The sequence below is a fragment of the Rhizobium mayense genome, assembly GCF_030272705.1.
Classification (GTDB): domain Bacteria; phylum Pseudomonadota; class Alphaproteobacteria; order Rhizobiales; family Rhizobiaceae; genus Rhizobium; species Rhizobium mayense.
This window is the reverse complement of the sequence record NZ_JARFYM010000010.1, coordinates 277,374-298,645: the sequence shown is the minus strand read 5'-3', so window position 1 is coordinate 298,645 and position 21,272 is coordinate 277,374. Positions and strand designations below refer to the sequence as shown.

14 protein-coding genes and 1 pseudogene are annotated in these 21,272 nt (G+C 59.7%); 6 read left to right on the top strand and 9 right to left on the bottom strand.

What is annotated here, in order from left to right; genetic code table 11:
* Positions 1 to 666 precede the first annotated feature (666 nt).
* The 8 genes and pseudogenes from PY649_RS15400 to PY649_RS15365 all read right to left on the bottom strand — a co-directional run.
* Positions 667 to 762, bottom strand: a pseudogene (locus PY649_RS15400) (type II toxin-antitoxin system VapB family antitoxin); the annotation flags it as partial.
* A 79-nt stretch (positions 763 to 841) separates the two neighbouring features.
* Positions 842 to 1,852 carry a cytochrome d ubiquinol oxidase subunit II gene (cydB, locus tag PY649_RS15395; protein WP_285869367.1) on the bottom strand — a complete coding sequence of 337 codons (1,011 nt, stop codon included), beginning with the start codon at positions 1,850 to 1,852 and terminating at the stop codon, positions 842 to 844.
* Positions 1,852 to 3,249 carry a cytochrome ubiquinol oxidase subunit I gene (locus tag PY649_RS15390; RefSeq protein ID WP_285869366.1) on the bottom strand — a complete coding sequence of 466 codons (1,398 nt, stop codon included), beginning with the start codon at positions 3,247 to 3,249 and terminating at the stop codon, positions 1,852 to 1,854. The genes cydB and PY649_RS15390 overlap by 1 nt, the downstream gene beginning before the upstream one ends.
* A gap of 231 nt (positions 3,250 to 3,480) precedes the next feature.
* Positions 3,481 to 3,951 (bottom strand): hypothetical protein, encoded by a 471-nt coding sequence (locus tag PY649_RS15385; RefSeq protein WP_285869365.1) that lies wholly within the window; start codon positions 3,949 to 3,951, stop codon positions 3,481 to 3,483.
* A complete protein-coding gene (locus PY649_RS15380; RefSeq protein WP_285869364.1) occupies positions 3,948 to 5,315 on the bottom strand; it encodes an NAD(P)/FAD-dependent oxidoreductase in 1,368 nt (455 codons plus the stop codon). The genes PY649_RS15385 and PY649_RS15380 overlap by 4 nt, the downstream gene beginning before the upstream one ends.
* Before the next feature lie 122 nt (positions 5,316 to 5,437).
* On the bottom strand, positions 5,438 to 6,961 hold the full coding sequence (locus tag PY649_RS15375; RefSeq protein WP_285869363.1) for a CoA transferase: 1,524 nt from the start codon (positions 6,959 to 6,961) through the stop codon (positions 5,438 to 5,440).
* 68 nt (positions 6,962 to 7,029) lie between these two features.
* Positions 7,030 to 7,983 (bottom strand): 3-hydroxyacyl-CoA dehydrogenase NAD-binding domain-containing protein, encoded by a 954-nt coding sequence (locus PY649_RS15370; RefSeq protein ID WP_285869362.1) that lies wholly within the window; start codon positions 7,981 to 7,983, stop codon positions 7,030 to 7,032.
* 23 nt (positions 7,984 to 8,006) lie between these two features.
* Complete coding sequence (locus PY649_RS15365) at positions 8,007 to 8,918, bottom strand: PQQ-dependent sugar dehydrogenase family protein (RefSeq protein ID WP_349644426.1); 912 nt, start codon at positions 8,916 to 8,918, stop codon at positions 8,007 to 8,009.
* A gap of 290 nt (positions 8,919 to 9,208) precedes the next feature.
* Here PY649_RS15365 and PY649_RS15360 point away from each other — a divergent pair, with 290 nt between their 5' ends.
* Positions 9,209 to 15,109: an AAA family ATPase gene (locus PY649_RS15360; RefSeq protein ID WP_285869358.1), complete on the top strand. Its 5,901-nt coding sequence runs from the start codon at positions 9,209 to 9,211 to the stop codon at positions 15,107 to 15,109.
* Here PY649_RS15360 and PY649_RS15355 read toward each other — a convergent pair.
* Positions 15,093 to 15,428 (bottom strand): response regulator transcription factor, encoded by a 336-nt coding sequence (locus PY649_RS15355; RefSeq protein ID WP_285869440.1) that lies wholly within the window; start codon positions 15,426 to 15,428, stop codon positions 15,093 to 15,095. The two genes, PY649_RS15360 and PY649_RS15355, sit on opposite strands and share 17 nt — an antisense overlap.
* A 1,066-nt stretch (positions 15,429 to 16,494) precedes the next feature.
* Here PY649_RS15355 and PY649_RS15350 point away from each other — a divergent pair.
* From PY649_RS15350 to PY649_RS15330, 5 genes are all read left to right on the top strand, one after another.
* Positions 16,495 to 17,130, top strand: coding sequence for a response regulator transcription factor (locus tag PY649_RS15350; RefSeq protein WP_285869356.1), 636 nt, complete (start codon positions 16,495 to 16,497; stop codon positions 17,128 to 17,130).
* A gap of 421 nt (positions 17,131 to 17,551) precedes the next feature.
* Entirely contained in the window at positions 17,552 to 17,839 is a 288-nt protein-coding gene (locus PY649_RS15345; protein WP_285869355.1) for a winged helix-turn-helix domain-containing protein, read from the top strand.
* 32 nt (positions 17,840 to 17,871) lie between these two features.
* Positions 17,872 to 19,764: an FUSC family protein gene (locus PY649_RS15340; protein ID WP_285869354.1), complete on the top strand. Its 1,893-nt coding sequence runs from the start codon at positions 17,872 to 17,874 to the stop codon at positions 19,762 to 19,764.
* On the top strand, positions 19,761 to 19,964 hold the full coding sequence (locus PY649_RS15335) for a DUF1656 domain-containing protein (RefSeq protein ID WP_285869353.1): 204 nt from the start codon (positions 19,761 to 19,763) through the stop codon (positions 19,962 to 19,964). The genes PY649_RS15340 and PY649_RS15335 overlap by 4 nt, the downstream gene beginning before the upstream one ends.
* A 219-nt stretch (positions 19,965 to 20,183) precedes the next feature.
* Positions 20,184 to 21,158 carry an HlyD family secretion protein gene (locus PY649_RS15330; protein WP_285869352.1) on the top strand — a complete coding sequence of 325 codons (975 nt, stop codon included), beginning with the start codon at positions 20,184 to 20,186 and terminating at the stop codon, positions 21,156 to 21,158.
* Positions 21,159 to 21,272: the final 114 nt, after the last annotated feature.

The window sequence follows — 21,272 nt, the reverse complement described above, 5'->3', positions numbered from 1 at the left end:
TTTCGCTGAGACAAAGGACGCCCGCTGTTCAGGACATCAAAGAACCCAGATTGCCAGACTTGGCTGGATCGGCGCACTCTCTGGCCCGGACCAATTGCCCGCCTTGCGCGTCCTCGCATAGCCTTCCTCAATCAAAAAGGAATAGCCCGGCTTGTTAAGCTGGATTGAGCTATCCGGTGTAAGCGAGCCTCGCCGGGATTGATCTCCCTTGGCATATGCAAATCGGGAAGGAGGGGCGCCTGCGCGGCTCAGACAACTGCAAGAATTCGCCCGGTCCCCGACCTACTTCGATACCGTCGACCGCAAGCTGCTCCAGAAAGGCCTGTCTCTCCAAATTCGTCGATTGACGACCGAGACCCCTAAATTAGGAATTGTCAGTCGAGTGGGATGTCTGCGACAGAGCGGGCTTGCGGCAGCTTCTCAAGGTTCTCTCTGCAAAGGAATAAGTGGGACCGGGTGCGAAACTTTTTTCCTTCGACGGCTCCGGCCTTTGAATTGTTTCACGAGCTCCTGCCATCCGACCTCGACAGCGCGGCCGGCGCCGGAAAGGAATAGTTCGGCAGCAACTAGTGGATGCTTTCTTATCAGGCGCGCCGTGATCCTGGCCCAATAATTCTGCGTCTCCATGCCGGAAATGATCAATCCAGATGGAGGTATCCACCAGTATCATTTGACCGCTTTGCTCCTTCGGTGAGGAGCAGCCTCTGCATCGGGCATGGTACCCCCGAGCGCGGCAAGTCTTTTGCCGGACTCAACCCGCACAAAATCTATGCCTCGTCAGATCTCCCAATAACAGGAGATGGCGATCACCGACGGCTGCCGTCCGGTTGTTTTCAAGAGCTCACTCATATCCCACTTCAGCCCTGACCTTTCCGCGAAACACCCAGTACGACCAGCCGGAATAGGTTAGGATGACAGGGAGTAGAAACAACGTTCCCACCAGAAGGAAAGCTTGGGTGCGCGGCGAGGACGCGGCCTGCCACAGTATCAGCTGATAGGGCACGATCATTGGATAGAGGCTGACCGCGATGCCGGCATACGCCAGCACGAAGAGGCCGATAGCGCCAAAGAACGGCGCCGTTTCGGCCTTGCTGCCCAGTAATCGCCATGTCCCGAGCGCAATCACGCCGGACAGTACGGGTATCGGCGCGAACAGTGCGATGTTGGGCCAGGTAAACCAACGCGCCGCCACAGCAGAACTCATGATGGGTGTCCAGATGCTCACGGTCGCGATCGCGGCGACGACACCGGAGAGGCAGATGCGGCCTTGGCGACGCGCGGCGGCCTGAATGGTACCCTCGGTTTTCAGAATGAGCCAACCGGCGCCGAGAAGGCCGTAGCCGAACATCAAGCCGACGCCCGTCAAAATGGAAAAGGGCGTGAGAAAGGTGAGGGAGGTTCCCGCGAATTGGCCGTCGCGGACCGGGAAGCCCTGCACCATCGTCCCAAGCACGACGCCTTGGGCGAACGTGGCGATGGCGGATCCGAAGGAGAACGCGCGATCCCAGAACCCTTTGTCTTCAGCCTCGTGAGACCGAAACTCGAATGCGACGCCGCGAAACACCAGCGCAAGCAACATCACCAGGATGGGGAAATACACCGCCGGAATGATCACGGCGAAGGCAGTGGGGAAGGCCGCGAGAAGGCCAAGGCCGCCCAGCACGAGCCATGTCTCGTTGCCATCCCAGACTGGCGCGATCGAGTTCATGATGGCGTTGCGGGACCGTTTGTCGGCCGCGAAGCCGTAAAGCATGCCGACGCCGAGATCGAAGCCGTCGAGCAGCACGTAGACGAATACGGCCAGTCCCAGGATCAGCGTCCAGATCGGGACCAAGTCGAGCACCTGGGTCATTACATCTCTCCTTTCACGATGTTGATTGCGCGGGCGGGGACTGGCGCCGCAGGACTGAGCTCAGTTGCTGGAGCCGCTTCGCTGGTCGCAAGCGGGCCTGTGCGAACCAGCCGAAACAGCAGGATGAGGCCTGCGGGATAGATCAGCAGGTAAACCGAGATGTAAGCCAAGAGCGACAGCGTAACTTCCGAGCCCGTCAGAGACGGGGTCACCGAGGCAGTCGTGCGCAAGAGACCGTAGACCGTCCATGGCTGTCGACCGACCTCGGTCACAAACCACCCGGCGATGACTGCGATAAACCCGAGAGGAACTGCACACTGGCATGCCAGCAAGTACCATCGCGTTTCATAGAGACGCCCGCGCCAGCGCAACCAGCCGCCCAGGACGACGAGCGCAAGCATCACGACTGCGCATCCAACCATTGCGCGGAAGGCAAAGAACGGGATCGCGACAGGCGGACGTTGATCCGCGGGAAAGTCCTTCAGGCCCTTCACCTCGCCGTGGATGTCGTGAGTCAGGATCAGGCTTCCGAGCACCGGAATTTCGATCGCGAACCTGTTCCGTTCGGCCTTGTCGTCCGGAATTGCAAAGAGCGTCAGTGGCACCGCATTGCCGGTTTCCCATCGAGCTTCAATCGCCGCGAGCTTTGCAGGCTGATATTCGCGGGTGTTGAGGCCGTGCATATCGCCGATCACCATCTGCAACGGCACCAATACGGTTAGGGACCACAGCGCCATCGACATCATGATACGCGCTTCTTGTGGGGATCGGTCAGCCCTCAACAGATATGCGCCGACCCCGAGAACAACGAACCCAGTTGTCGTGAAGAATGCGATCGCCGTGTGCGCCAGTCGATAAGGAAACGACGGATTGAAAATCACTTCGAGCCAGTCTTTCGGAAAAAACTGATCGTTGATGATCTCGTAGCCGGCCGGCGTCTGCATCCAGCTGTTGGCGGACAAGATCCAGAACGTCGAAAACAAGGTTCCGATCGCCACCATGAGGGCCGCGATGAAATGCGCCCAGCGTGGAACCCGCGTGCGGCCAAACAGAAGGACACCGAGGAAACCGGCTTCCAGGAAGAAAGCCGTCAACCCCTCATAAGCAAAAAGCGGCGAGAGGACGTTGGCAGTTGCCGAGGCGTAGCGGCTCCAGTTGGTGCCGAACTGGAACGGCATGACGAGGCCGCTCACGACCCCCATGCCGAATGCGATAGCGAAGAGCTTGGTCCAGAATGTCGAGATGCGGACGTAGACCTCGCGCCCGGTCGCAAGGGCCAGAGCCTCGCAGACGGCGATGAAGGATGCCGTGCCGACTGTGAATGCTGGCAACAGGATGTGCCAGGCGATCACCCAGGCGAATTGGACCCGCGATAGGAGAATGGGATCGAAATGCATCGCTGACCTCTTTTGTTTCAGGAATCTGTAGGAGAGGGATCCGAGGAGACTCAAAGCCGCCTTCATCGCACCTCGGTAGCTCGACAGTAGCTGCGGTGGCTCGGACGGGTGAGTAAACGCCGGCAAATCGCGCCAAATCGTTGAAAACCGCCTGCAAGCTTGGATACTCGATAGGCAAGCATCCACTTTCGCAGGCTTCCTGCGCCAATCTTATGCAAGCGGAGTATTGAGCTACGCACGGCCAGCCTTGCCCAGAGCGCTGCGGCCGCCGAGCGTCTGCAGTTCGGCCCGGCATTCCTCGCTGAAGGCGCGCAACGGATTCATGGCCTGGCCGTTCATCAGCTCGCGGATTTCGGAAAACGTCTTGTTCGGCGCGAAATAGGTATCGATGATCAGGCGAACGACCGCCTCGGCTTTCTCGATTACCGAGGCGCTCGAGATGACACGCATGCGCCCGGTCAGCGCATAGATGCTGACCAGTGCGGAGACTTCCGCCTGATTGTTAACCAGGGCATCGGCGTAGAGCTTCGAGGCCTCGTCGATGAACTGCTTGTAGAGTTTCTGTCGCCTCATCTTTTCCCCCGAGATCTGCGCGGCGCGGCTCTGCCGCTGTTGCGTCAGCCAGGCCGACGCAAAGGACGTCAGCCCGCCGATGACAGATCCCGCTAATGCGGCGAGCGCCGGGAGATAGGAGGGGTTCATGGATCAAGCGGCCTTCCGCCGGCAGCCGGCCCCGGTGTCTCATGCATTGGGGTCTCGGGGATCAGCCGGGACGCGCGTTGGCCGGTCAGATAGGACCAGAACCATTGCCGCTGCACACGGAGGCGATTTTGCAGTTGCGGCAGAGAAAGGATGTGGACGAAGGCCCAGATCAGAAAGGTCAGAAACCCGCCAGTGCGCAACCCGCCCCGTTCCAGGACGGCGTAATTTTTGCCGACGACTGCCATATTCCCCTTGTCGAAATAGCGGAATGGCCGCTTCACGTTTCGTCCCTGCAGCTTGCTTGCGATCAGGTTTCCGACATAGTGGCCCTCCTGGATCGCCGCCTGCGCCACGCCGGGCACAGGATGCCCGCCTTGCATGACCGCAGCCGCATCGCCCACGACGAAAACATCGGGCGCATCCACGGCATTCAGGAAGGGATCGACGAGCGCGCGTCCAGCGCGGTCTGTCGGGGTCCCGAGCATCTTGGCGATCGGCGATGCCGCAACCCCGGCGGTCCAGAGTACGTTGGCGCTCGGGATCCGGGTTCCGCCCGCGACCACACCGTTGGCGTCGACTGCCTCGACCTTCATTCCCGTCATGACCGTGACGCCAAGTCTCGTCAGCCGTCGGGTCACACTGGCGGATAGCGTCTCGGCGAAAGTCGGGAGAACGCGGTTGCCGGCATCGAGGAGGACGATGCGTGCCCGTGCCGGATCGATACGACGGAAGTTGCCGCGCAGGGTAACCTTGACCATGTGTGCCAGCGACGCCGCCAGTTCCACGCCGGATGGTCCCGCACCGACGAGCACGAAGGTCAGAAGTCGTGCGCGTTCGCCTTCGTCCTCGGTCGTTGCGGCAAGTTCGAAGGCACCGAGGATCTTGGCGCGGATGGTCTCCGCGTCGCTGAGATTTTTAAGACCTGGCGCATGCTGTGCGAATTCGTCATGCCCGAAATAGCTAGGGCGTGCGCCTGCGGCGACCACAAGATAGTCGTAAGCGATCTTCTGCGCTCCGGCGCCGGGAGAACGAGCCTCGATCGTGCGGGACGCGACATCGACGGCGGTGACGTCTGCCAGAAGGACGCTCAGATTCTTTTGGCTCACCTCGAGCTGCCGGATGGGGGCCGCGATTTCCGCCGGCGCGAGCACTGCCGTCGCCACCTGGTATAGGAGGGGCTGGAATATGTGGTGATTGCGCCGGTCGATGAGGACAACCTCGACACCGGCGTGGCGCAGTGCCCTCGTTGCGGCGATGCCGGCAAAGCCGCCGCCAACAACGACGACGCGTTTTTTCTCTCGGTGGCTCGCCGCCACGCTCACGGTGGCGTCTGCGGCCGGGGTTGCGGATATTATCGCATTCATTGATGCACCTCTTTCTTGGGGAGTGTTTGACGGGTTCGCCCCGAGGAGACGGTTTCTCCCATCACGGCAGCGCCTGTCATGGGAGAAACCCTTTCACGTTGGGCTCTGAGAGATCCTGCGTCTCAGTCGCTCAGCCATTCAGGCTTGCTCGAGCCGCGTGGCACGAGCACCGTTTTGAAGGAGCCGGGGGTGCGCGAGAACACCACCTGGTCGGTCATGCCCTGGTAGGTTCCAAGCGGCGTCTCGGCCGTGAAGAGATCGGGCGCGATATCGGCATGCTCGTCCGAGGAGCCCGCTGTCGCGCGCGCATACTCCTTGTCGAATATGCCGAGCGACATCAGCCACAGGACCGTTCGGGTCAGGGAGACGGTGACGCGATAGCTGCCGCCTTCGATGGCCCGCCGGCGCAGCGCCGAAAGAACCCCGATGGTCCCCATCCAAGCCACGATATTGTCGACGATCGGAATGATCGGCGGCGACTTGGGATGCGTCAGCGACCCTTCGATCGCAAAGAGGCCGGTGACGGCGGCACCGATTTCATCAAATCCCGGCCGGTTCTTCCACGGACCCTTGTTGCCGTGGAGCAGGACCTGCACATGGATCAGGCCAGGCTTCTTCGCACTGAGCGTTTCGGCATCGAGACCGTGACGCTCCAGATAACCTGGACGCTTATTGGCAAAGAATATATCCGCATCCTTGAGCAGTGCGTCAAACCTCGCGCGGTCCTGATTGGAGCTGTCGAGGAATGTCGAACGCATGCCAACCTGTGCGTCCCAGGCGAGCCCGTCGACCTCAGTGTCGTCAGGTCGCCAGATATTGAGGACGTCGGCACCGTAATAGGCGAGGTCCCTGCCGATGGCAGCTCCGGCAATGACATGTCCCATTCCGAAGGCACGAATGCCGTCCAAGGGTGTTTTCGCGCCTGCCTTGAACGGGACCGGGTCGCTTTCACCGATTTTCTCGACCGAGATCAGCGGCATCCTGGACAGGACTTCGGTATATTGAACTTCCTTGCGGAATTCGTCGAAGGTACGCACTTTCGCAAAGATCAGCCCGGCTTCGGCGGCTGCCTTCTCCAGGTCGTCAGCCTTCCACTGCAGGATCGCCTGATTGAGGGATTCGACGCTGACGCCGCACCGTAGGAAGTTCAGAGCACGGGCCCCGGACTTGGGGTAGATGTTCAGCGCAACGACATGTCGTCCATCGCTCGTCTCGCGAAAGAGTGGCAATTCGAGGAACGGGTTCATCGGATCGGTCAGGGCCGGCGGACGGCCGTTGATCGTCTCCCATTTGCGGTCGTAGAAGCCGGCAAAACGCCGGAGCGCCTTGCGCGTGTCGACAAAGAGATCCTGTCCTTCACCGGTCCTGTCGCGCCACAGGGCAGCGATCGCGACGGACTTGGCGGCAAGGCTGACCGCGGCCATCGTGCCAAACCGGAACGGGCTTGGAATGATCGGATCGCGCCCGTAGAAGGTCAGTGTGCCGCCGGCATCGGCCGTCGACATGCCGACCTCCTGCAGCACCTGGTCGACAGCGGCATGCATGTCGAATTCCGGGCTGTGCGCGGGATTTTCGAGCTTGGACTGGATCGTCTCGGTGAGCAAATCCGGCTGGTGGTTTTTGATGTCAGTGGTTGCGATGTTCATCTTGAACTCCATCAGAATTGGAAAATGGGTGAATGGCGCAGCCGACGTTCGACGGCTGCGGTTTTCTGCTAGCCGTTGATCTCCTTTCGCTTGTTGCGCAGCTCCACGAGACCGATCAGAAGCTCGTCACGCTCAGCTTCGAGCTCGGCGATGCTTCGCGATCCGACTTCGACATGGACGCTGTCGATGAGCTTTTGCTGGAATTCCGCTGTCATCTCCGGCGTGCCAAGGGTCTTCCACCAGGCCGCCATCGGCCCGCCGAGCTGCTTCAGGGCGTGCTCGATGCCGCCTGCGCCGCCGGCGAGATGGTTCAGCATCATGTTTCCCATGATGCCCCAGCGCAGACCAGGCCCCCACGAAAGAGCCGTGTCGACGTCAGCGGCGCTGACGACGCCCTCGGCGACCAGATAGTAGACTTCACGTGCCAGGGCGGCCTGCAGGCGATTGGCGATATGTCCCTGCATCTCCTTGTTGACACGCACCGTCTTTCTGCCGATCGACGTATAGAATTCGTCGGCACGCGCTATCGTTTCCGCCGAGGTCTTGGCGCCGCCGACGATCTCGACCAGCGGGATCAGGTGCGGAGGATTGAAGGGATGACCGATTACGCAGCGTTCGGGATGGGTGGCGGCACCTGGCTGGATCTGACTCATCGGGATGCCCGACGAGCTCGAGGCGATGATCACGTCCTCCGGCAGCAGCGCATCAAGCTGGCCGTAGAGCTTCTGCTTGAAGTCGACCCGTTCCGGTCCGTTCTCCTGGACGAAGTCGGCGTTGGCCAGAGCTTCGGCAAGGTCGGCGGTGAAGCTCAGGTTCGACTGGGATGCGCCGGGCGCGAGGCCGAGGCGGGTCAGTGCTGGCCAGGCGCTTGCCACGAATTCTCGCAGTCTGGTTTCGGCATTGGGTGCCGGGTCTGTCGCCACGACCTTCAGGCCTTTGGCAAGGAACAAGGCCGCCCAGCTCGCACCGATGACGCCGGTGCCGACGATGGCGATATGACGAATGGGTTTATTGATAGACATAGTTTCGTTCTCCTGCGTGGTTTTCAGATTTCGGCGTAGGCGATGCCGGTGAGATTGCCCTGGGCGTAGAGGAAGTTGCGCTCGTTCTTGCCATCGAGATCGGCGGAGTAGACAGAGCCGGCGAAGTCGGTGACGAACATCCGGTGGCCGAGCACGTCGAGGGCGAGCCCTATGCCCTCCATCAGATGCGTGATGAGGATTTCCGGGGCAGTGGGTTTGTCGACCTGAGCGCGATTGACGGTATTGCCGCGCGGAGCATCGCCGCGATCGGTCCAGTAGAGGGCGCGGTTCTCCACATCGAATTCGAGGTCGATCGGCTCGGGCAGGTTGTCGAACACGACCTCGATGTCGCTACGGTTCGCCGGCGTTTCACCTGCCGGGATCTCGATGCCGGCGCGAAGGATGCGGCCCTGCTCGCCATTGTCGGGTCCCTTCTGGGTCCAGTAGAACTTCCCGAGTTTCGGATCGACGGTAATACCGACGCACCATCTCGTCTGATCGCGTGCGTCCTCGTCGCCCCGACCGGTCTCGACCAGCGTCTCGAGCTGCGAACCGTCAAGGTTTGCGCGCATCATGCGCATGCCTTCGCGGTCGCCCCAATAGAGTTTGCCGTTTTCGCGATCTAGGTGGAGCTGCTTGGGTGTATGGGTGAAGCCCTGCGGGACGATGATCTTTCGATTCCGGCCATCGAGGTCGGCGCGCTCGATCGATCCGTCGTTGAGGTTGGGAATGCCCATATTGGTCCAATAGATATGGCCAGCCTTGGCATCCACGACGATGCCGTCGGGGTAACGGCAGTCGGTGACGATGGTCTTGCGATCGGAACCGTCCGGATTCATGGAGTGGATGCGGTCGCCGCTCAGTTCGAGAACGAACAGTCGACCGGCTCGCGCGATGCCCGGTGGGCTCTTTGATTTGGCTGCTTCATTTGCCATCATGGTCTTTCCTTCGGTGTTGCTGTTGCCTTGACACGATTTGCCTTGGCTGGTTTCAACTTGACCCATCGGCGCCTGAAGGCGTGAGTAAAGGCCCGCAAATCCCGCCAAATTGCTGCTAAGGGGTGGCACCACACGAAGGCCTCGGATCGAGGACCGGCGCTCGGACCGCTGGCATTTTGCTGGCGATGAGGTACGATTTCTTCAAGCCGGAAAGAGGCCACGCGCTGTCATCTCCAAAGCGCGTCTGGCTGAGCTCGATCAGGCGTATGGATCCCGGAGTCTGGCCGATGGTGCCGCATTCGCAGAACGTTGCGTCCCTGGAGGATGGTTCTCACTCGGCGTGGGAGGAGGGCGAACGTACCTTTCGCCGCGGCTGGCGCCTGGAAGATGAGGGCAAGCGACGCGGCGTGCTGCTCGTTGCTCCGGCCGCCGGCCACCCGTCCCGCGCAAGCGTCGAGCGCCTCGCGCGCGAATACGAGCTCAGGGACGAACTCGACGGGGCGTGGGCAGCGCGGCCGCTCGACCTCGTGCGCGATGCCGGTCGGACCCTGCTGGTGCTTGAGGATGCGGGCGGCGAGCCGCTTGACCGATTGCTCGGCGCGCCAATGGAAACAGCATTGTTCCTACGCGTCGCCACCGCTGTTACCGCTGCTCTCGGCGGAGTTCATCAGCACGGGCTCGTTCACAAAGATATCAAGCCTGCCAACATCCTGTTCAATGAGGCGACCGGTGAGGTGCGGCTGACCGGGTTCGGCATCGCCTTACGCTTCGCGCGCGAACGTCAATCGCCTCACCCTCCGGAGACGATCGCCGGCACGCTTGCCTATATGGCGCCCGAGCAGACCGGACGAATGAATCGGTCGATCGACTCCCGGAGTGATCTCTACGCGCTTGGCGTCACCTTCTATCAAATGATCACCGGTGTTTTGCCGTTTACCGCCGCGGAGCCGATGGAATGGGTGCACTGCCATCTCGCCAAGCAGCCGGTACCGCCTGCCGAACGGCTGAAGGAGATCCCTGGTGTCGCCTCGGCGATCGTCATGAAGCTGCTCGCGAAGCGGGCTGAAGACCGCTATCAGACGGCAGCTGGGCTCGAAAGCGACCTTTGCAATTGCCTAATCGAATGGGAGGCAAAGGGTCGGATTGACGACTTTCCGCTGGGCGAACACGACACGCTCGATCGGCTGCTGATCCCAGAGAAACTTTACGGGCGGCAACGCGAGGTCGAGACTTTGCTCGCTTCCTTCGGTCGCGTCGTGGATGGTGGCGGCCCGGAACTGGCCCTGGTCTCGGGCTATTCAGGTGTCGGCAAGTCGTCTGTTGTCAACGAGCTGCAGGCGGTTCTGGCCCCGCTGCGTGGTCTGTTCGCTTCCGGCAAATTCGATCTGCTCAAACGCGATGTACCCTACGCGACGCTGGCACAGGCGCTTCGAAGCCTGATCCGGCCTCTGCTCAGCAAAAGCGACGCGGAACTTGCGCCATGGCGTGACGCCCTCCAGCAGACCCTGGGATCAAACGCTGGCCTAATGGCCGATCTGGTGCCGGAACTGAAGCTTCTCATTGGAGAGTTGCCGCCCATTGTGGAGCTTCCACCGCAGGACGCGCAGAGGCGCTTCCAGATGGTGCTTCGGCAATTGATCGGCGTCTTTGCCCGTCCCGAACATCCCTTGGTTTTGTTCATCGATGACCTGCAATGGCTGGATGCGGCGACGCTCGACCTTTTGGCAGACCTGTTGGCCCGATCTGATCTTCGCAATCTCCTCCTCATTGGCGCTTTCCGCGACAACGAGGTCACCGCTGCGCATCCACTCATGCGCAAGCTGGAAACCATGCGCGCGACCGGCAGGGTGCAGGACATCAAGCTGGCTCCGCTGGCGACAAATGACCTTGGAAACCTTATCGCGGAGTCGCTTCGCTGCGACGTCAAGCTGGCTGAGCCTCTCGCAACGCTGGTGCACGCAAAGACAGACGGCAATCCGTTTTTCGTCACTCAATTCCTTCATGTGCTCGCCGACGAGGGTCTCCTGGTCTTCGATCACGGGCGGGCGCGATGGTCCTGGGACCTTGGTGCCATCGACGCCAAACGGTATACCGACAATGTTGTGGAGCTAATGGCCGGAAAGCTGACGCGGCTGCCGCTCAACACATTGGACGCATTACGGCAGCTCGCCTGCCTCGGCAATGTCGCCGACGTCGCGATGCTCTCTATTGTTCTCGAAATATCCGAGGATCAGGTGCACGTCGCTCTGGCGGACGCACTGCGCCAACAATTCATCGAGCGTCTCGAGCACTCCTACAGATTCGTTCACGACCGGGTGCAGGAAGCCGCCTATGCGCTGATACCGGAACAGTCGCGCGCTGAGCTGCATTTGACGATCGGCCGGATGCTGCTGGCGCGGACACCACGGGAAAAGCGCGATGAGGTAATCTTCGAAATCGTCAACCAGCTCAATCGTGGCGCACCGCTGATCACGTCACAGGAGGAATGCGAGCAGCTTGCAGAGCTGAATCAGGCCGCTGGCAAGCGCGCGAAGGCATCGGCTGCTTATACCTCGGCCCTGACCTATCTCGTTACCGGCGCGGCGCTGCTGCCGGAAGATGCATGGGAGCGCCGGCAGGAGCTGGCCTTCGAGCTGGAGCTGGATCGCGCCGAATGTGAGTTCCTCACCAGCGCGCAGGCACAAGCGGAGCAGCGCCTTAAAGCACTGTCGGAGCGCGCCGCAACGACGGTCGAACGCGCCAGCGTCACCTGCCTGCTTGCAGACCTGTACACGACCCTTGGTCACAGCAGCCACGCAGTCGCAGTCGGCCTCGACTACCTCCGGCATCTGGGCATCGAATGGTCGCGACACCCATCGGAAGAGGAGGCGCGGTGCGAGTATGAGCGGGTCTGGTCGCAGCTCGGCGACCGAGCGATTGAGGACCTGGTCGACTTGCGTCTGATGAGCGATGCGGCATCGCGGGCGACACTAGAGGTTCTTACCAGAATCATACCACCCGCATTCTTCACGGATGCGAATCTATATGCCTTGATCGCGAGCCGCGCAGTCAATCTTAGCCTTGAACGAGGCAATTGCGACAGCTCATGCTTTGCCTATGCCACGCTCGGCGTTGTCGCTGGCGCACAGTTCCAGGATTACCAAGCCGCATTTCGATTCGGCAAGCTCGGTTGCGATTTGGTCGAACAACGCGGCCTGAGGCGGTTCGAGGCTCGCACCTTCATGCTTTTCGGTAATCTCATCATGCCTTGGACGAGACATGTCCGGGCTGGTCGCGATTTTGTGCGTCGCGCTTTCGAGGCGGCCAATCTCACTGGCGACCTCACTTACGCTGCCTACAGCTGCAATCAATTGAACACGAACCTTCTCGCAGCGGGCGATCCGCTCCCTAAGGTGCAGCGCGAGGCCGAACATGGCCTCATGTTTGCACAGAAGGCGCAGTTTGGCTTCATCATTGACATCATCTCCACACAGCTCGGGCTGATACGAACGCTTCGCGGCTTGACACCGATATTCGGGCGCTTCGACGATGAGCAGTTTGACGAACTTCGGATCGAGGGTCATTACTCCAGCAACTCGGACTTGGCGCTTGCTGAATGCTGGTACTGGTGCCGAAAGCTCCAGGCACGCTTCTTCGCCGGCGACTATAGGAGCGCTCTCGATGCCTCGGAGAGAGCAAAACGGCTCCTATGGACATCGGCGTCCCTCTTCGAAACCGCGGAGTACCATTTCTACAGTGCGCTCTCGAACGCGATGGCCTGTAACGGGGCAGTGACCGAGGAGCGCGGATATCATGTCTGCGCTCTGGTCGCGCACCACCGGCAGCTTGAGATCTGGTCGAAGCACTGCCCGGAGAATTTCGAGAACCGCGCCGCGCTGGTCGGAGCGGAGATTGCCCGTATCGAGGGGCGCCCGCTCGATGCCATGGAGCTATACGAACGCGCCATTGCGTCGGCACGCGCGAACCGATTTGTTCACAACGAGGCACTGGCCAACGAGCTCGCGGCCAGCTTTTACGCGGCACGTGGGTTCGAGGAGATCGCGAATCTTTATTTGGGAAATGCACGGCGGGGCTATCTCCAATGGGGCGCCGATGCCAAGGTGCGGCAACTGGATCAGCACCATCCATGGCTGAAGCAGGACGAGCGCACGCGGGGGCTAACCGGCACAATCGAGGCACCAGTTGAATATCTCGACCTCGCGACGATTGTCGAAGTCTCTCAAGCACTCTCTGGCGAGATCGTTCTGGAAAAGCTCATGGAAAAGCTCATGCGCGCGGCCCTGGAGCACGCCGGCGCCGAACGCGGTCTCTTGATTGTCCCGCGAGATGATAAGCTGCAAATAGAGGCTGAAGCGACCGCCAATGGAGTGGATGTAACCGTGCATCTGCGGGACCGGCCCGACCCTGAAGCCGCTCTGCCGGAATCGCTCATTCGTTATGGAATGCGCACCCAAGAGGCCATCATTATTGATGGCACATCATCTCAAAATGCCTTTTCAGCCGATCCCTACATCGTTGAGCGTCGTGTTCGTTCTATTCTCTGTTTGCCGTTGATCAATCAGGGAAAACTCATAGGCATTCTCTATCTTGAGAACAACTTGGCGCCAAACGTGTTCACGCCCGATCGCGTCTCCCTATTGAAGGTGCTTGCATCGCAGGCGGCAATCTCGCTCGAAAAATCGCGGCTTTATCAGGACCTCGCGGACCGCGAAGGAAAGATTCGGCGTTTGGTCGACGCGAATATCATTGGGATCTTCGTTGCCGATCGGGAGGGCCGGATTCTTGAAGCCAACGACGCGTTTCTCCGCATCCTTGGATACGACCGTGAGGACTTGGTTCTGGGCCGCGTTCGGTGGACCGAGCTGAGCCCTCCGGAATGGCGCGAGCGCGATATACTCACTCGGACAGCACTAAACTCAATCGGGACCCTCCAGCCCTTCGAGAAGGAATATTTCCGGAAAGATGGTAGCCGTGTTCCCGTGTTGATAGGTGCCGCGCGGTTCAAAGAGGATGGCGACCAGGCCGTCGCGTTCGTGCTCGATCTGACCGATCGCAAGCGAGCAGAAGAAGCGCTGCGTGAAAGCGAGCGAAATTTGCGCTCTGCAATCGACGGAATACCGGGCTTGGTAGCGATATTGGCCCCGGATGGTGAGGTGGAAGCCGTCAATCGCCAAATCCTGGAGTATAGCGGTCAGTCGCTTGAAGAGGCGAAGAATTGGGCCGCGAACGGAACCGTCCACCCGGAGGACCTTCCTCACGTCGCCGAAGTTTTCATGACATCGATTGCGGCAGGTATTCCCTACCAAATCGAGCAACGGCTGCGGCGCTTCGATGGCGAATATCGTTGGTTCGACAACCGTGGCATCCCAATTCGCGATGACTCCGGACGCATTCTCCGGTGGTATGTCCTGCAGACGGACATCGAGGATCGCACGCAGGCGTTGGCGCGATTGCAGCAGATGCAAGCGGATTTGGCCCACATGAACCGCGTCAGCATGATGGGAGAATTGGCAGCTTCGCTTTCCCATGAAATCACGCAGCCGATCGCCAGCGCACGCAACAACGCCCGTGCGGCCCAGAACTTCCTGGAAATGCAGCCGCCGGACATGGGTGAGGTCAAGGAAGCGCTCGCTTGTGTTGTCGATGATACTGACCGAGCGGGGGACATCATCGGCCGCATTCGCGAGCAAATGAAAAATGCGCCGCCACGAAAGGAGCGCCTCGATCTCAATGCCGCCATAGACGAAGTGATTACATTGGCACGCAGCGCGACGCACAGGAATGGCGTTTCGGTCCAGACCCGGCTTGCGGCTGCGTTGCCAAGGGTGCCGGGGGACCGCGTTCAACTGCAGCAAGTCTTGCTGAACCTGGTTCTCAATGCGGCCGAGGCAATGGCCTCGGTCGAGGCGGGCGCACGAGAGCTGGTGATCAGTACCGAGCAAGACCCGACCGGCGTCGTTGTAGCCGTGCGCGATTCCGGCCCCGGTATTGATCCGATACACCTCGAACACATCTTCGAGGCCTTCTATACGACGAAGGCCAGTGGAACAGGCATGGGCCTTTCGATATGCCGGTCCATTATCAATGCCCATGGTGGCAAGCTGTGGGCGGAGGCGAACGAACCACGCGGCGCTCTATTCAAGTTCACCTTGCCCCGCGCCACAGCAGACGTCACTGAGATTCATTGAGCGAACCAGCCGACCTCAGAGCTTCGAAAAGACATCGTGTGAGACGTTCTTCATCCACTGGCTTGGCGAGGTAGCACAGGACTCCGTCGTTTAAGGCATGGGCCTCGTCGGAATCATTGGGAAGGCCAGTCACAAAAATTGTCGGAATTGTGCAGCCCTGGGCGACAAGGTGCCGGAAGAGTTCAAGCCCGCTCATGACAGGCATATTAATGTCGGAGATCAAGCAGGCGGTATCGGCAAGGCGCGGGGAGGCGAGAAAGTCTGTCGCAGAGGTAAAATCGTCGACGCTATAGCCAAGCGATCTGATGAGACGTCGCATGGATTTGCGAAAATGCCGATCATCGTCGACGACCGAAACCAACAGGCCTTTCATTGTGCCGCCTTTGGCAGTTTAAAAACCTCGCGAAGGCGGCCGTCCACGGCGCTCCGCATGGATTTGCGCGTTACCTTCAAAGAATGCCACCGGCGGAATGCCCGCGCATCGTAAATTTTGGCTTATCTCAACGACAATTGCGAAGTTGCGTGTCTATGCCTCGTGAACGAGAGAGACCTCTACGAGCAAACCCGGGCGCCATAAGCCTTCGTATCATCGTCTCGCCACTGTTGGATATCCGACATCGACCTGCGCTCAATTGAGCCGCTGGTGATGATTTTCGTAGTCTGCATGCACGCTAAATGCATCAGGCAATAGGGGAGAACAATGTCTCATCACTCTGAAGATCACGGGTCTGGCAAGGTCAGGCGATGCGCAGTCTGTGGTGGCAAGTTTGGTCTCGTCCGCTATCAATCTTGGCGAACCCAGCTTTGCTCCAGGAAATGCGTCGATCAATTCAGGGCTTGTCGGGCAAGTGACGGCAATTGGCTGCCCTGGCTCCAAATCGCCTTCCACCGGCTCTGCCAGAGAACCCTGCGAGGCCTTCATAACGTTTCAGGTCTTACAGTGAGGCAAACAATACTTAAAGACAACGCAGGCGATGCTCCGCGCCGCGCCCATCACCGAGCGAGTGATTGTGGGTCAGCTTAAGGCCCTTGCCGATGGCTCCCGGCGGAGGCTGATAATGCTTTCCATCTTGACGCTTCCAAAAAAGGAGTATCTCGCGTGACCGCTGAAGCCGAGTGGCGTACGTGAACTGATGGGCGCGTCGCCCAGTGGCTGTCGGTCTAGCCGTAGATCGAGTTCCATCCGAAGTCGACCGCCGTCTCGGACAGTGTATCGAACGAGCCCCGGAGTTATGGGATTGCGCATTAACTTTGGCGTACATCGTGCCCGTCATCCGGAATAGAATGAGCTGTTCAAATTCAGCGATTAGCGCTAAAAATGCTCGTTCTCCCAAACTTCGAACCAGACGAAGGCTTATTTTCGCAATCTCTCCCGAGCAGCAGCGATGTCTGACCCAACCTCCACCGTGCTGGTCATAGACGACGATCCGGACCTCCGCGCTTCGGTCGGCCGACTGTTACGATCGGTCGGCATGAACGTTCAGCTATTTGCGTCCATCTCCGAGTTCCTTGCGGCCGAACAACCGGATTGCCCCACCTGTCTGGTGCTTGACATCCGGTTGCCCGGCCAAAGCGGCCTCGATCTCCAGCGCGAGCTCGCCACGGCAAACAGGGAAATCCCCATCATCTTCATCACGGGGCACGGCGACATCCCGATGTCCGTCCAGGCAATGAAGCGGGGTGCCATCGAGTTCTTGACCAAGCCGTTTCGCGATCAGGATCTGCTTGATGCTATTCAGTTCGGCTTATCTCGCGATCGTGCCCGTCGTGAAAGTGAAAAGGACTTGGCCGACCTAAGGGAGCGTTTCCTGTCATTAAGTCCCCGGGAGCGTGAGATCGTGATCGAAGTTGCACGCGGACGCCTGAGCAAACAGATTGCCTACGATATCGGGATCGCCGAAGCGACCGTGAAGGTTCATCGCAGCAGGGCGATGCAGAAAATGAAAGCCGGATCGCTTCCGGAACTCGGCCGAATGGCTGATAAGCTCAAGCTGGTACCCGACGCTCCGCAACGCTCCTGAGTTGCACGCTTCCACGTTTCGGTCGAGTTAGTCTGGCGCAGTCACAACGCTGATCGCCGCGAACTGCTCGGTGGAAGCCGCCGGCGTCACGATCTGTAAATCAAGGTTCAGGTAACGCAACCAAATCGGTAAACAGACGCCACGCACGTCGAATAGCGCTTGGTACCCCAAATCATCAAATTATGCCTCACGAAGATTTTGCTGGGATAAGCCCTGCCAAGCACGTGAGGTTATCATGCAAGCACTGGAATCGACTGCAATTTTCGAACCCTTGGAGCAACTTCATTCTCGGGCGGGACTTGGCACAGGACAGGCTGTTCAGAGTCCGGATAGAGACAAGCCGCTCATCGACAAATCAGCAGGGTCGGTCGATGGCGCAGCGTCAACCGACGTTTCATTTGGACCGTTTTGCCTGTTTCCGATGCAGTTTCTTCTGCTGGAACGCGGCAAGCCCGTGCCGCTGGGAAGCCGGGCTCTGGAAATCCTGATTGCTTTGCTCGAACGTCCTGGCGAGCTGGTCAGCAAGCAAGATTTGATGGCCCGCGTCTGGCCCAATATTTTCGTCGAGCCCGCCAACCTCACGGTTCATATGTCGGCGCTGCGCCGCACGCTTCGTGACGGCAGGGACGGCAATCGATTCATCATCAACATCCCCGGACGTGGCTATCGCTTCGTCGCCTCAGTCGAGGTGGCGAGATCCAGCAATTGATGGCGGCTGCTGATTTCTGAAGGAACAGGATCATGGCTATGACACCTTCCCGCAAACCATTCGAAATCTTGACGTTTCCGGTTAGCGCCTGGTCGTTCGCCATCCGCATCTGGCTGGCCACCACCCTTGCGCTCTTCGTAAGCTTCTGGCTTCAGCTCGAGGCGCCGTCGACGGCGGCGCTCACGGTTTCCATTCTTGCGGAACCGACACGAGGCCAGGCTTTGGAAAAGGCAGGCTATCGCTTGCTGGCCACGGTTGTCGGAGTGGTCGCATCCATCGTTATCACCGGCTTGTTCTCGCAGACGAGGGACCTGGTCCTCGCCGCATTCGCATTGTGGATGGGAAGCAGCATCTTTGTTGCAAAGCTTCTGGATGGCAATCGCGCCTATGCGGCGGTGCTGTCGGGTTATACGGTCGGGCTGATCGCAACACAGCAGCTCGACAATCCCCAGCAGGTGTTCGAAGTCGCGATATCGCGCGGCTCTTCGATCGCAATCGGTATCCTTGCGACGGCGGTCATTAACGATCTCATGTTCGCACCGGGCCAGTATCCACGCTTTGTTGCCCAACTCGCAGCTCTGCACCGCCGCGTTCGGGCCTATGCCATGTCAGTCTCATCGCCTGAACCGTGCAATACGTCGACCTTTCTCGATCTGGTGCGCGATATCATGGTTCTCGGTCCCTCAATGGCAAGTATTGGCTTCGATGCAAACGGCGGCCCTGCCAGGAACGCCGCCGGGCAAAGCGCCGTCGTTGCATTGGCTGGTGAACTCCAGGCGGCGCGGATCCTGAAGATCTCCATGAGCGGCGCCGCCGTGGATATCGAGACCGCTGTCGCGCCACAATCACGCCCTGAAGAGATCCAGGGGCGCCGCGAGACTCACACTGCGGCGTGGGCGGCGAAAGAATTTCTGCGGCGCGACGGAGGGTTCCGTGCTGATTTTCTGGCGTTGAGATCGGCCAAGTGGCCCTCCCACGTGTGGCGCGCGCCAATGTTCCGCTCCTATCGAACTGCCATAGAAAGCGGTGTGCGCGCTGCTCTGTGGATTGCAATCGCTTCGGCGCTGTTCATTTGGACTGGCTGGCCTGCGACAAGCGTCTCGTTGTCCTTCGTCCTGTTGATCGCAGCACTTGGGGCGACGACGCCAAGTCCACGCGCGTTTACCGCCATGGCGCTGGTCGGTGTGCCCACCGCCATGTTTTTGACGGGCATTCTCGAATTCTTCATACTCGATGGGGTTGACGCCTTTCCGCTGCTGGCAATTGCGATGGCTCCCTTCCTCATCGGAGCAACGCTCTGCATGACGTCGCAGAACCTTCTCTGGTCGTCACTTGGTCGCGTCAATCTGTCCTTCATTACGATCTTTCTCGCGCCCAGCAATCCGCAGTCCTATAACCCGCTGACATTTCTGATCACCGGCGTGTTCATTTTTGCAGCGGCTGCGATCCTGCTCGTAGCGCAAATTCTCATCCCTCCTGTCTCTGATGCGAAACGGAGAAAACGATTGGTTTCGTCAGCCCGAGACGATCTGCGCCGGCTGCGATCCGAAAATGGGCGGGCACCCGAAGAAGCGGCGTTTCGCGAAATGGCACGGCTCGAGCAGTTCATCTCGGCGGGTGGAACTCAGGACAGCGGTTCTCTCGCCGGCATGCTCTCCTGCTTCGATCAATCGGCTGTGATGCGTCTTTGCGATGCGAAACTCCTTCAACTCGCCGATGGTCCAATGGCTCTTCTTGCGGATCAGGCACGTGCTGCGCTCATCGCACAGGATGCCAAGGCGCTGCGCGCCCTGGCAGCAGCGATCCGTCGCGAAGTGTCGTCTGAGAACCCCGCTGCGAGTGACATCGCAACCATCCTTCTAACCGCGAGCAACCTCATCGACGGCGACCGAGAGGTCCAACCAATCCCGGAGATCATGCGATGACACACACCTTTCACGAACTGGTCATTGAAGGCGTCCTGGTTGCGCCCTTCGCGGCCTACCTGGCTGCGGCACTCGCAATCGCCTTTCTCCTTCGTCCGATTCTTCTTCTCGTCGGATTCACGAAGCTCTTCAGCAATCCCCAGATTGCCGAGCTCAGCCTCTACACGACGATCCTTTGTCTCTTGATGCACCTTTTCTAGTGGAGAACACCGATGGAAACGATAATTGGCAATGACCTTGTTCAGCGCGGTGCGACGACTCCAGCGCCGATGGTTCCGCCTAGGGAAACGCCGCCCGCAGTCGGTCAATCCGATGAGATTGCTCTAAGAATAGCCGAATTGCCTCCGGAAGGGCATGTGGCCCGGCAAAGGGTCAAGGGGGTCGCGCCACTACGAGGCCGATTAGGAGCCAGGTTCCAGATGATGTTACGCAGCATCGCCACCGCGGGCATGTTCATCGTCGCGGTGCTGGCGGCGTTGACGACATGGGATGTCTATAATTTCGCGCCCTGGACTCGCGACGGTCGCATTCGCGTGCAGGTGGCGAGCATCGCTCCGCAAGTCTCCGGACAGATCAGGCAGGTTCTCGTTGCAGACAATCAGTTCGTTCGCAAGGGTGACATTTTGTATGTCATCGACCCCTTCGATTTCGAGGTGGCGTTTCGCGCGAGCAAGGCCGCCCTGCAGCAAAGGACAGCAGATCGGGACGTGAAGGGCCTGCAGTCCGAGCGGCGCCGTCGCTTGTCTCAGGATATGGCGACCAGCATCGAGGAGAAGCAGGTCTATGAAGGAGCGGCACTGCAGGCCAGTGCTGCAGTCGACGCCGCGCAGGAGCAGGTTTCGCAGGCCGAAATCAATCTGCAGCGCACTGTCGTGCGCAGCCCGGTGAATGGTGTCGTGACCAACCTCCTGCTCCGGCAGGGCGATTACGCCCGCGCCGGCGCCACGAACGTCTCGATCATAGACGCCGACAGCTATTGGATCGATGGCTATTTCGAGGAAACCAAGCTCTCGCGGCTGTGCATCGGCGATCGAGCCGAAGCCCATCTGCTGGGCTATTCCGCGCCGATCATTGGACATATAGCGACCGTGACGCGTGGTGTCAGCGTGTCCAACGCCACTGCAGCCACACAGGGACTCCCCAACGTCGATCCGGTCTATACGTGGGTGCGTTTGGCACAGCGCGTACCGGTGCGCATCGCAATCGACAAAGTGCCGCCAGGCGTGCCGCTCGTGTCAGGCCTGACCGCAACGATTACGATCCGCAACGGTTCTGCCGCTGAAGGTGAAACGCGGCTGAAGCGATTGCGCTCGGATCTGGAGGCCAGCCTGGTCAGCTGGTTCGGGCAATCTTCGCAACGGCCCGAATGTCTTACTGGCCAGGGCAATTCCTGAAAGGGGGGCAAGGCCTTACGGCATCGGACGTGATCTGACATGCGGCTGTGAAAGCCAGGCACCCTCTGGACATACCATAGGGTGCCGTTTGGCGATCTCTGTTGACGGATATCA

What these genes read in the sequence shown, in the direction of transcription:
- cydB (WP_285869367.1), bottom strand. Translation starts at nt 1,852, where the DNA reads ATGACCCAGGTGCTCGACTTGGTCCCGATCTGGACGCTGATCCTGGGA.
- PY649_RS15390 (WP_285869366.1), bottom strand. Translation starts at nt 3,249, where the DNA reads ATGCATTTCGATCCCATTCTCCTATCGCGGGTCCAATTCGCCTGGGTG.
- PY649_RS15385 (WP_285869365.1), bottom strand. Translation starts at nt 3,951, where the DNA reads ATGAACCCCTCCTATCTCCCGGCGCTCGCCGCATTAGCGGGATCTGTC.
- PY649_RS15380 (WP_285869364.1), bottom strand. Translation starts at nt 5,315, where the DNA reads ATGAATGCGATAATATCCGCAACCCCGGCCGCAGACGCCACCGTGAGC.
- PY649_RS15375 (WP_285869363.1), bottom strand. Translation starts at nt 6,961, where the DNA reads ATGAACATCGCAACCACTGACATCAAAAACCACCAGCCGGATTTGCTC.
- PY649_RS15370 (WP_285869362.1), bottom strand. Translation starts at nt 7,983, where the DNA reads ATGTCTATCAATAAACCCATTCGTCATATCGCCATCGTCGGCACCGGC.
- PY649_RS15365 (WP_349644426.1), bottom strand. Translation starts at nt 8,918, where the DNA reads ATGGCAAATGAAGCAGCCAAATCAAAGAGCCCACCGGGCATCGCGCGA.
- PY649_RS15360 (WP_285869358.1), top strand. Translation starts at nt 9,209, where the DNA reads ATGGTGCCGCATTCGCAGAACGTTGCGTCCCTGGAGGATGGTTCTCAC.
- PY649_RS15355 (WP_285869440.1), bottom strand. Translation starts at nt 15,428, where the DNA reads ATGCGACGTCTCATCAGATCGCTTGGCTATAGCGTCGACGATTTTACC.
- PY649_RS15350 (WP_285869356.1), top strand. Translation starts at nt 16,495, where the DNA reads ATGTCTGACCCAACCTCCACCGTGCTGGTCATAGACGACGATCCGGAC.
- PY649_RS15345 (WP_285869355.1), top strand. Translation starts at nt 17,552, where the DNA reads ATGCAGTTTCTTCTGCTGGAACGCGGCAAGCCCGTGCCGCTGGGAAGC.
- PY649_RS15340 (WP_285869354.1), top strand. Translation starts at nt 17,872, where the DNA reads ATGGCTATGACACCTTCCCGCAAACCATTCGAAATCTTGACGTTTCCG.
- PY649_RS15335 (WP_285869353.1), top strand. Translation starts at nt 19,761, where the DNA reads ATGACACACACCTTTCACGAACTGGTCATTGAAGGCGTCCTGGTTGCG.
- PY649_RS15330 (WP_285869352.1), top strand. Translation starts at nt 20,184, where the DNA reads ATGATGTTACGCAGCATCGCCACCGCGGGCATGTTCATCGTCGCGGTG.